General features: G+C 68.5%; 6 protein-coding genes. 5 read left to right on the top strand and 1 reads right to left on the bottom strand.

The features are described from left to right. Nucleotides 1–51: 51 nt before the first annotated feature. Nucleotides 52–3,591: a DNA polymerase III subunit alpha gene (gene dnaE / locus ACWGH4_RS23250; protein WP_441264319.1), complete on the bottom strand. Its 3,540-nt coding sequence runs from the start codon at nt 3,589–3,591 to the stop codon at nt 52–54. A 235-nt stretch (nt 3,592–3,826) separates the two neighbouring features. Here dnaE and ACWGH4_RS23245 point away from each other — a divergent pair, with 235 nt between their 5' ends. From ACWGH4_RS23245 to ACWGH4_RS23225, 5 genes are all read left to right on the top strand, one after another. Then, entirely contained in the window at nt 3,827–5,152 is a 1,326-nt protein-coding gene (locus ACWGH4_RS23245) for a DUF2252 domain-containing protein (RefSeq protein ID WP_441264318.1), read from the top strand. Nucleotides 5,153–5,231: 79 nt separating this feature from the next. Further along, entirely contained in the window at nt 5,232–5,921 is a 690-nt protein-coding gene (locus ACWGH4_RS23240) for a hypothetical protein (RefSeq protein ID WP_453464005.1), read from the top strand. Nucleotides 5,922–5,974: 53 nt separating this feature from the next. Beyond that, the gene (locus tag ACWGH4_RS23235; protein ID WP_453464001.1) at nt 5,975–6,790 is read left to right on the top strand and encodes a DsbA family protein; all 816 of its coding nucleotides are present in this window, start codon (nt 5,975–5,977) and stop codon (nt 6,788–6,790) included. 126 nt (nt 6,791–6,916) lie between these two features. After that, nucleotides 6,917–8,563 (top strand): alkaline phosphatase D family protein, encoded by a 1,647-nt coding sequence (locus ACWGH4_RS23230; RefSeq protein WP_453463998.1) that lies wholly within the window; start codon nt 6,917–6,919, stop codon nt 8,561–8,563. 285 nt (nt 8,564–8,848) lie between these two features. Next, complete coding sequence (locus tag ACWGH4_RS23225) at nt 8,849–9,847, top strand: zinc metalloprotease (protein WP_453463995.1); 999 nt, start codon at nt 8,849–8,851, stop codon at nt 9,845–9,847. Nucleotides 9,848–9,880 lie beyond the last annotated feature (33 nt).

Below are 9,880 nucleotides of genomic sequence, written 5' to 3'. Positions count from 1 at the left end.
GCCGGGCCCCTCCGGTCCCGCCGGGCGCGCCCCTTCTGCGAGCGGGACCTGTCAGCCGGCCAGACAGGACGGGCCGAGCAGCACCTTGAGGTCGCCGAAGAGAGCGGGATCGGGCTGGACACGGTGCCGGTCGAGCCGCAGGACCGTGGTCTTGCGGGGGCCCTGGAGCTTGATCCGTACCTCGGTGTTGCCCTTGTGGTGGCTGAGGATCTCACCGAGGCGGCTGACCATGGGCGGAGTGACCTTGACCGTCGGAATCGTCACCACCACAGGCGCGTTGGTGCCGGCCGACGACAGGTCGGGGACCATCAGCTCCATCGCGACCAGGCGCGGGATGTCCTCGCGCTTGTCGAGGCGGCCCTTGACGAACACGACGGTGTCCTCGACGAGCTGGGTGGAGACGAGCTGGTAGGTCGCCGGGAAGAACATGCACTCGATGGAGCCGGCCAGGTCCTCCACGGTCGCGATCGCCCAGGCGTTGCCCTGCTTGGTCATCTTGCGCTGGAGGCCGGAGATGATGCCACCGATGGTGACGACCGCGCCGTCCGCGTGCTCCCCGCCGGTGAGCTGGGAGATGGCGGCGTCCGTCTTGTCGGACAGGACGTGCTCGATGCCGAAGAGCGGGTGGTCGGAGACGTAGAGGCCGAGCATCTCGCGCTCCTGCGCCAGGAGGTAGGACTTCTCCCATTCGACGTCGGAGAACTCGACGTCCAGCCCGAAGCCGGGCTCGTCGCTCGCTTCCTCGCCCATGCCGCCGAAGAGGTCGAACTGCCCCTCGGCCTCCTTGCGCTTGACCGCGACCACGTTGTCGATCATCGGCTCGTGGTGGGCGACCAGGCCCTTGCGGGTGTGGCCCATCTCGTCGAACGCGCCGGCCTTGATCAGAGACTCGATGGTGCGCTTGTTGCAGACGACGGCCTCGACCTTGTCGAGGAAGTCCGGGAAGGAGCTGTACTTCCCCTTCGCCTTGCGGGTCTTGATGATCGACTCGACGACGTTCTGGCCGACGTTGCGCACGGCGGTGAGGCCGAAGAGGATCACGTCGTCGCCCTGCGCGGCGAAGTTGGACATCGACTCGTTGACGTTGGGCGGCAGCACCTTGATGCCCATGCGGCGGCACTCGTTCAGATAGACGGCCGACTTGTCCTTGTCGTCCTTGACCGAGGTGAGCAGCGCCGCCATGTACTCGGCGGGGTGGTTGGCCTTGAGGTACGCCGTCCAGTAGGAGACCAGGCCGTACGCGGCGGAGTGCGCCTTGTTGAACGCGTAGCCGGCGAAGGGGACCAGCACGTCCCACAGGGCCTGGATGGCCTCGTCGCTGTAGCCCTTCTCGCGGGCGCCCTTCTGGAAGAGGACGAAGTTCTTCGCCAGTTCGTCGGGCTTCTTCTTGCCCATCACGCGGCGGAGGATGTCGGCCTCGCCGAGCGAGTACCCGGCGATGATCTGGGCGGCCTTCTGCACCTGCTCCTGATAGACGATCAGGCCGTACGTGACGTCCAGGACCTCCCGGAGGGGCTCCTCCAGCTCCGGGTGGATCGGCGTGATCTCCTGCTGCTTGTTCTTGCGCAGGGCGTAGTTGGTGTGCGAGTTCATGCCCATCGGGCCCGGGCGGTAGAGCGCGGACACGGCGGAGATGTCTTCGAAGTTGTCGGGCTTCATCAGCCGCAGCAGGGAACGCATGGGCCCGCCGTCGAACTGGAAGACGCCGAGGGTGTCACCGCGCTGGAGCAGCTCGAAGGTCTTGGGGTCGTCGAGCGGCAGGGCGAGCATCTCCAGGTCGATGCCCTTGTTGGACTTCACCATCTTGATGGCGTCGTCCATGATCGTGAGGTTGCGCAGACCGAGGAAGTCCATCTTCAGCAGGCCGAGCGACTCGCACTGCGGGTAGTCCCACTGCGTGATGGTCACGCCGTCGGTGTGCCGGACCCACACGGGGACATGCTCGGTGATGGTCTCGCTCGACATGATCACGCCAGCGGCGTGCACGCCCATCTGCCGGACCAGGCCCTCGACGCCCTTGGCGGTGTCGATGACCTTCTTCACGTCCGGCTCGTTCTCGTACATCGCGCGGATCTCGCCGGCCTCGCTGTACCGCGGGTGCGAGGGGTCCGTGATGCCGTTGAGGTCGATGCCCTTGCCGAGGACGTCGGCGGGCATGGCCTTGGTGAGCCGGTCGCCCATCGCGTACGGGTAGCCCAGCACGCGGGCGGAGTCCTTGATGGCGTTCTTCGCCTTGATCTTGCCGTACGTGCCGATCATGGCGACCTTGTCGGCGCCGTACTTCTCCGTGACGTATCTGATCACTTCGACGCGCCTGCGCTCGTCGAAGTCGATGTCGACATCGGGCATGGAGACGCGCTCGGGGTTGAGGAACCGCTCGAAGATCAGACCGTGCGGGATCGGGTCGAGGTCGGTGATGCCCATCGCGTACGCGACGATCGAGCCCGCCGCGGAACCACGGCCGGGGCCCACCGCGATGCCCTGGTTCTTGGCCCACATGATGAAGTCGGCGACGACGAGGAAGTACCCCGGGAACCCCATCTGGATGATGACGTCCATCTCGTACTCGACCTGCTTCTGGCGGTCCTCCGGGATGCCGCCGGGGAAGCGGCGCTCCATGCCGCGCATGACCTCCTCCTTGAACCACGTCACCTCGGTGTGGCCCTCGGGGATGTCGAACTTGGGCATGAGGTTCTTGGCCTCGAACATGCCTTCCGTGTCGACCTGCTGCGCGACCAGGAGGGTGTTGCGGCAGCCCTCCTGCCAGGCGTCGGAGGAGTCGATCGCGTACATCTCGTCGGTCGACTTCAGGTAGTAGCCGGTGCCGTCGAACCGGAAGCGGTCGGGGTCTGAGAGGTTCTTGCCGGTCTGGATGCACAGCAGCGCGTCGTGGGCGGTGGCCTCGTGCGCGTACGTGTAGTGGGAGTCGTTCGTGACCAGGGGCGGGATGCCGAGCTTCTTGCCGATCTCCAGCAGTCCGTCGCGGACGCGGCGCTCGATCTCGATGCCGTGGTCCATCAGCTCCAGGAAGTACCGGTCCTTGCCGAAGATGTCCTGGTACTCGGAGGCGGACTTCAGGGCCTCGTCGAACTGGCCGAGGCGCAGCCGGGTCTGCAGCTCTCCGGAGGGGCAGCCGGTGGAGGCGATCAGGCCCTCCGACCACTGGGCGATGGTCTCCTTGTCCATACGCGGCCACTTCTGCAGCCAGCCCTCCGCGTAGGCGTCGGAGGAGAGCCGGAACAGGTTGTGCAGGCCGGTGGCGTTCGCCGCCCAGATCGTCTTGTGGGTGTAACCGCCGGAACCGGAGACGTCGTCGCGCTTCTGGTGCGGCTGGCCCCACTGGATCTTGCGCTTGTTGCGCCGGGACTCGGGGGCGACGTACGCCTCGATGCCGATGATCGGCGTGACGCCGGCCTTCTTGGCGGAGTGGAAGAAGTCGTACGCCCCGTGGAGGTTGCCGTGGTCGGACATGGCGATATGGGTCATGCCCATCTCGTTGCACGCCTCGAACATGTCCTTGAGCCGCGCAGCACCGTCCAGCAGCGAGTACTGGGTGTGGACGTGAAGGTGCGTGAAGGGCGGCTTGGTCACGGCGGCGGGCCTCCGGGCTGCGATCTCCTGGGGGTGCGACCCCCAGACCCCCGCTTTGGGGGACAGCGTGGAAGTCTACGTCGCCGCACTGACACCGCGACGGGATTGCCGCGGGGCGCGGCACCTCTATGAGGGGACGCGGCCGGGCTGCGGGGCGGGCACTCCTGCGTACCGTCATGCGTTGGACGGGACGGAAACGCCGTCCCATTTGTCATGTACCAGGAGGCACTCAGAGATGCCGGTCCCGCAGCCCACCGCCGAACAGCGCGGCGAGGAGATCCTCGCCGTCTTCGACGTCGCCTTCGGCGAGCTCCTGGCCGCCGACCCGGCCGCCTTCCGGGTCAAGTTCCGCAAGATGGCGGCCTCGGCGTTCGCGTTCTACCGGGGCACGGCCTGTCTTTTCTACAACGACATGGAGCGGGAACAGCACGCCGGTCCCTATCTGGACGAGCGGACGAGCCGGGTGTGGATCCACGGCGATCTCCACGCGGAGAACTTCGGCACGTACATGGACGCCAACGGCCGGCTGATCTTCAACGTCAACGACTTCGACGAGGCGTACGTCGGCCCCTTCACCTGGGACCTGAAGCGGCTGGCCGCCTCGCTGGCCCTGATCGGCTACACCAAGGCGCTGAGCGACGAGCGGATCACGGAACTGGTGCGGATCTGCGCGGCCGCCTACCGCGAGCGCATCCACGCCCTGGCGACCGGCGCGAAGGACGACGACGTGCCGCCCTTCACACTGGACACGGCGGACGGGCCGCTGCTGGGCGCCCTGCGGATGGCGCGCTCGCTGACCCGGTTCTCGCTGCTGGACTCGATGACCGAGATCCGTGACTTCGAGCGCCGGTTCGCGTCCGGCGGCGGCTCCATCGAGCTGGACGCCGCCACCCGGTACAAGGTCCTGGCCGCCTTCGACGGCTATCTGGAGACGCTGCCGGAGTCCAGCCTGACCCGCCCCGACTCCTACCGCGTCAAGGACGTCGTGGGCCGGCGCGGCATCGGTATCGGCTCGGCCGGCCTGCCCTCGTACAACATCCTGCTGGAGGGCAACAGCGACGCCCTGGAGAACGACGTCGTGATCTACATGAAGCAGGCCCAGACCCCGGCGGTCTCCCGGCACATCACCGACCCGCAGGTCCGTGAGTACTTCCAGCACGAGGGGCACCGCACGGTCATCTCGCAGCGCGCCCTCCAGGACCACGCCGACCCGTGGCTGGGATGGACGGAGCTGGACGGCTCCGGCCAGCTGGTGGCGGAGGTCTCGCCGTACGCGGTGGATCTCGACTGGTCGGACATCGACGACCTGGAGGAGATCGCCGCCGTCGTCGCCGACCTCGGCCGTGCGACGGCGACCATGCACGCCGCCGCCGACGACGAGAGCGGCCACTCCCTGGTGCCGTTCTCCACCGAGCGGGCCATCGACGCGGCGATCGCCGCGGACGAGGAGGGCTTCGGCGACCTGCTCGTGGACTTCGCGCACCGCTACGGCGCGAGGGCGCGGGCCGACCACCAGATCTTCGTCGACCTGTTCCGCAACGGCCGGATCCCGGGCCTGTAGGCGCGGGCGCCCGGCCGGAGGTCTTCGCGCGCTCCTCTTTTAAGAGGCTCTTAAGGAACACATGGCACACTCGGCGGCGATGGACATGTCCGGGACGCGGCTCAGGGGGCTGCGGGCAGCGATCTTCACGGCACTGGTCGTGACGCTGTCCGCCGCCTCCCATGTGCTGCTCTCCCGAGCCCCGCTTCCGCTGTCCACCGTCGCCGCCCTCGCCGCAGCCGTGTTCGCCGCGGCCTTCGCGCTGTCGGGCCGTGAGCGCGGGTTCTGGCGCATAGCAGGGCTGCTGATCCCGCTGGAGCTGGCCGCGGACACGGTCTTCACCACCGGCCAGCATGTCTGTTACGGCCCCGCGGGCGGACCGGTCGCCGGTTCGCTGCGCGCTGTGGGCTTCGACGTGCTGTGCGGCGGCGAGGTCGGCTCGGCGCTTCCGGGCACGGCGCTGCCCGGGGACGAGCAGGGCCTCGCGGCACTGCTGAGCAGCCCCGACCCGGCGCAGCCGTGGCTGCTGCTGGCCGCCCACGTATGCGTCGGCCTGCTGGCCGCGGCCTGGCTGCGGCGCGGTGAGGCCGCGCTCGCCGCTCTGGTGCGGGTGGTCGGCGCCGTCGCCTTCCGGCCGCTGCTGCTGGCGGTGGCGGCGGTGCATGCCCCCGGCCCCGCGCGACCGGAGTCACGTCCTGGCCGGTACCTGCCGCGCTCTTCCCGCACCCGTCTGCTGGTGCACTCCGTGGGACGGAGGGGACCACCCGTTCCAGTCGCGCTCTGCGCCTGAACCGGAGATCCCCCTTTTACGTCCCCGCACGACCCCACACGGAGTGAATCATCATGAGCAAGCGCAACACCCAGGCCAACAAGGCGGCGGCCCGCGAGCGGCTGCGCCAGGAGCGCGAGCGGCAGGCCAAGAAGGACAAGGTCCGCCGGCAGCTCGTCGTCATAGGCTCGGGCATCGCGGTGCTCGCCGTCGCCGGCGGTATCGGCTTCGGCATCATGCAGGCGAACAAGCCCGGCCACTGGGAGTCGGTGGCCAAGGAGTCGAACGTCACCGCGCCGAAGAACACCTCCGGTGAGAACGGGACGACCGTCGTCGTCGGCAAGGACAGCGCGAAGAAGACCCTGGAGCTTTACGAGGACTCGCGCTGCCCGGTCTGCGCGACCTTCGAGCAGGCGGTCGGCGAGACGGTCGACAAGGACGTCGAGGCCGGCAAGTACAAGGTCAAGTACATCGGTGCCACCTTCATCGACGACGCCACCAACGGCGAGGGCTCCAAGAACGCGCTGAGCGCGCTCGGCGCCGCGCTGAACGTGAGCCCCGACGCCTTCCTCGCCTACAAGTCGGCGCTGTACTCGGCCGAGTTCCACCCCGAGGAGAGCGACGACAAGTTCGCCAAGGACTCCTACCTCCTCGAGGTCGCCGACTCGGTGCCCGCGCTCAAGAGCAACGCGGAGTTCAAGAAGAACGTCGAGGACGGGACGTTCGACGCCTGGGCGATGAAGATGTCGGAGACGTTCGACAAGAGCGGCGTAACCGGCACGCCGACGCTGAAGATGGACGGCAAGAAGGTCACCGCGGAGGGCAGCGACAACGCGCCCATGACGGTGGAGGAGTTCAGCACGGCGATCGACAAGGCGCTGGCGGGCTGATCCCCGCCCTCCCGGGAGCCGTCGGCGGTCCGGAGGGCGACAGGCCGGTTTACCGCTCCGGATGGGCGGGCGAACTTTTTCCGTTCGCCCGCCCATTCGACGTACTGATCAGTAGTCTGATCGGCCGTGACCAGTCGATCTTCCTCAACTCCCAGTCGCCGCACGGTCGTCAAGGCCGCTGCCGCCACCGCTGTCGCCGCACCCGTTCTCGCGGCCACCGCCTCCCCCGCCGTCGCGGCGGACCAGGCTCCCGTATTCCTCCACGGCGTCGCCTCCGGCGACCCGCTGCCCGACGGCGTGCTGCTGTGGACCCGCGTGACTCCGAGCGCCGACGCCCTGCCCGGTTCCGGCAGGGGCGCCGACACCGAGGTGGCCTGGGAGGTCGCCGAGGACCGGGGCTTCACGCAGGTCGCCGCCCGCGGCACCACCGTCTCGAAGGCGGCCTTCGACCACACCGTCAAGGTGGATGTGCGCGGTCTGCGTCCGGGAACCTCCTACTGGTACCGCTTCACCGCCGGCGGCGCGGTCTCCCCCGTGGGCCGGACCCGTACCGCTCCCGCCATGGACGCGGCCACGCCGGGTGTGCGTTTCGGCGTGGTGTCGTGCGCCAACTGGGAGGCCGGCTGGTTCTCCGCGTACCGGCACCTGGCGGCCCGCGGCGACCTCGACGCGGTCCTGCATCTCGGCGACTACATCTACGAGTACGCCGCCGGCGGCTATCCGGCCGAGGAGTACGGCGTGCGCAAGCACGCGCCGCTGCACGAGATCGTGACGCTCGCCGACTACCGGCTGCGGCACGCCACCTACAAGACGGACGCCGACCTCCAGGCGCTGCACGCCGCGCACCCGCTGATAGCGATATGGGACGACCACGAGCTGGCCAACGACGCCTGGTCGGGCGGCGCGGAGAACCACACGCCCGGCGCCGAGGGCGAGTGGGCGGCCCGCGTCGCGGCGGCCAAGCAGGCGTACTTCGAGTGGATGCCGGTGCGCACGTCCACCGAGGGCACCGTCTACCGGCGGCTGCGCTTCGGCAAGCTCGCGGATCTGCATCTGCTGGACCTGCGTTCGTTCCGCTCCCAGCAGTCGGGCATCGGCAACGGCGATGTGGACGACCCCGACCGCACGCTCACCGGCCGGGCACAGCTGGACTGGCTGAAGTCCGGCCTCACCGCCTCCGACGCCTCGTGGCAGCTGGTCGGCACGTCGGTGATGATCTCGCCGGTCGCCTTCGGCTCGCTTCCCGCGCATCTGCTTGAGCCGATAGCCGAGTTGATGGGCCTGCCCAAGGAGGGGCTGGCCGTCAACGTGGACCAGTGGGACGGTTACACGGACGACCGCAAGGAGCTGCTGGCCCACCTGACGCGGCACGGCATCGAGAACACCGTCTTCCTCACCGGCGACATCCACATGGCGTGGGCGAACGACGTCCCGGTCAGGGCGGCGACGTATCCGCTGTCGGCGTCCGCGGCGACCGAGTTCGTCGTGACGTCGGTGAGCTCGGACAACCTGGACGACATCCTCCATGTCGCGCCGGGGACCGTCTCGTTGGTCGCGTCCGCCGCGGTGCGCGCCGCCAACCGCCATGTGAAGTGGGTCGACATGGACGCCCACGGCTACGGCGTGCTCGACGTGACCGCCGAGCGCTCGCAGATGGACTACTACACGATCTCCGACCGGACGAAGCAGGACGCGTCGTCCTCGTGGTCCCGCTCCTACCGGACGCTCAGTGGAACGCAGAAGGTCGAGCGGGTGAACCAGCCCGTGCGCTAGGCACGATTTCCAGCCACACGGCGACACGTTAACGGGAGATCACATCATCACGACGGGTGGCGTGATCCGCACCATCAATGCGGACACACCACCCGTCGTCGTCACTGCATTCGTTACGTGCGGATCTCAAACCCCGGACACGGCCGAAACGTTTCTCCCTGATGTCCGTAATCACCCTTGGATTGATTGGGCTTGAAGGGTCCTCATCAAGATCTGACATGCACCCGTAATCTCCCCGCGGTGGCCAGGAAAGGCCCCCTTCACAACCCCCCGCGAGGAGACGTAATGCGCGCTCTTGCCCGTATATCCCCCCGACTGCGCCACCGCGCAGTCGGTACGGCGATCATGGCCGGAACCCTGGCCATCGCCCCGCTCTTCGCCCCGGGCAGCGTCGCCGCGCCGAAGGCGGCCGTTTCGGCCGCGGCCACCGCCGAGGACTGCGCGGAGGACGCGCACGCCGGCGCCACCGCCCGTGAGACCCGTCCCGGCGCCGGCCACGCGCACGAGCCCAACGAGATCTCCGAGGCCAAGGCGAAGGCCATGGACGCGGACCTCAAGAAGCGTCTCGACGCCGCCCGCACCACCGGCCGTGACCTCTCGGCCGCCGCCGCGACGTCGATCCCGGTGTACTTCCACGTCATCCACGACGGCGAGACGGGCAAGCTCACCGCCGCGCAGATCAGCAGCCAGCTCGCGGTCCTGAACGCGGCCTACGCCGGCCAGGGCACCGGCAACGTCGACGCGGGCTTCCAGTTCACCCTGGCCGGCACCGACTACACGAACAACGCCTCCTGGTACAACCTGACTTCGGGCTCCACCGCCGAGAAGGAGATGAAGTCCACCCTGCGCCAGGGCGGCGCCGGCGCGCTGAACTTCTACACCGCCAAGCTCGGCGGCGGCCTGCTCGGCTGGGCGACCTTCCCGTCCTCGTACAACTCCAACCCGTCCATGGACGGCGTGGTCGTGCTCGACGCCTCACTGCCCGGCGGCTCCGCCGCCAACTACGACGAGGGCGACACCGCCACCCACGAGGTCGGCCACTGGATGGGGCTGTACCACACCTTCCAGGGCGGCTGTAACGGCAACGGCGACTACGTCACCGACACCCCCGCCGAGAAGAGCCCGGCGTACGCCTGCCCGACGGGCCGTGACAGCTGCGCCAGCAAGACCGGTGTGGACCCGATCCACAACTTCATGGACTACACCTACGACGCCTGCATGACCCAGTTCACCTCGGGCCAGGTGCAGCGGATGAAGGACCACTGGACGGCGTACCGCGCCTGACGGGCAACTCCGACCGGTCCGCCCGGCGCGCCC

Source organism: Streptomyces sp. NPDC054847 (assembly GCF_053610925.1).
This window is presented reverse-complemented; position numbering and strand designations above follow the sequence as displayed.

What these genes read in the sequence shown, in the direction of transcription:
- ACWGH4_RS23225 (WP_453463995.1), top strand. Translation starts at nt 8,849, where the DNA reads ATGCGCGCTCTTGCCCGTATATCCCCCCGACTGCGCCACCGCGCAGTC.
- ACWGH4_RS23240 (WP_453464005.1), top strand. Translation starts at nt 5,232, where the DNA reads ATGGACATGTCCGGGACGCGGCTCAGGGGGCTGCGGGCAGCGATCTTC.
- ACWGH4_RS23245 (WP_441264318.1), top strand. Translation starts at nt 3,827, where the DNA reads ATGCCGGTCCCGCAGCCCACCGCCGAACAGCGCGGCGAGGAGATCCTC.
- ACWGH4_RS23235 (WP_453464001.1), top strand. Translation starts at nt 5,975, where the DNA reads ATGAGCAAGCGCAACACCCAGGCCAACAAGGCGGCGGCCCGCGAGCGG.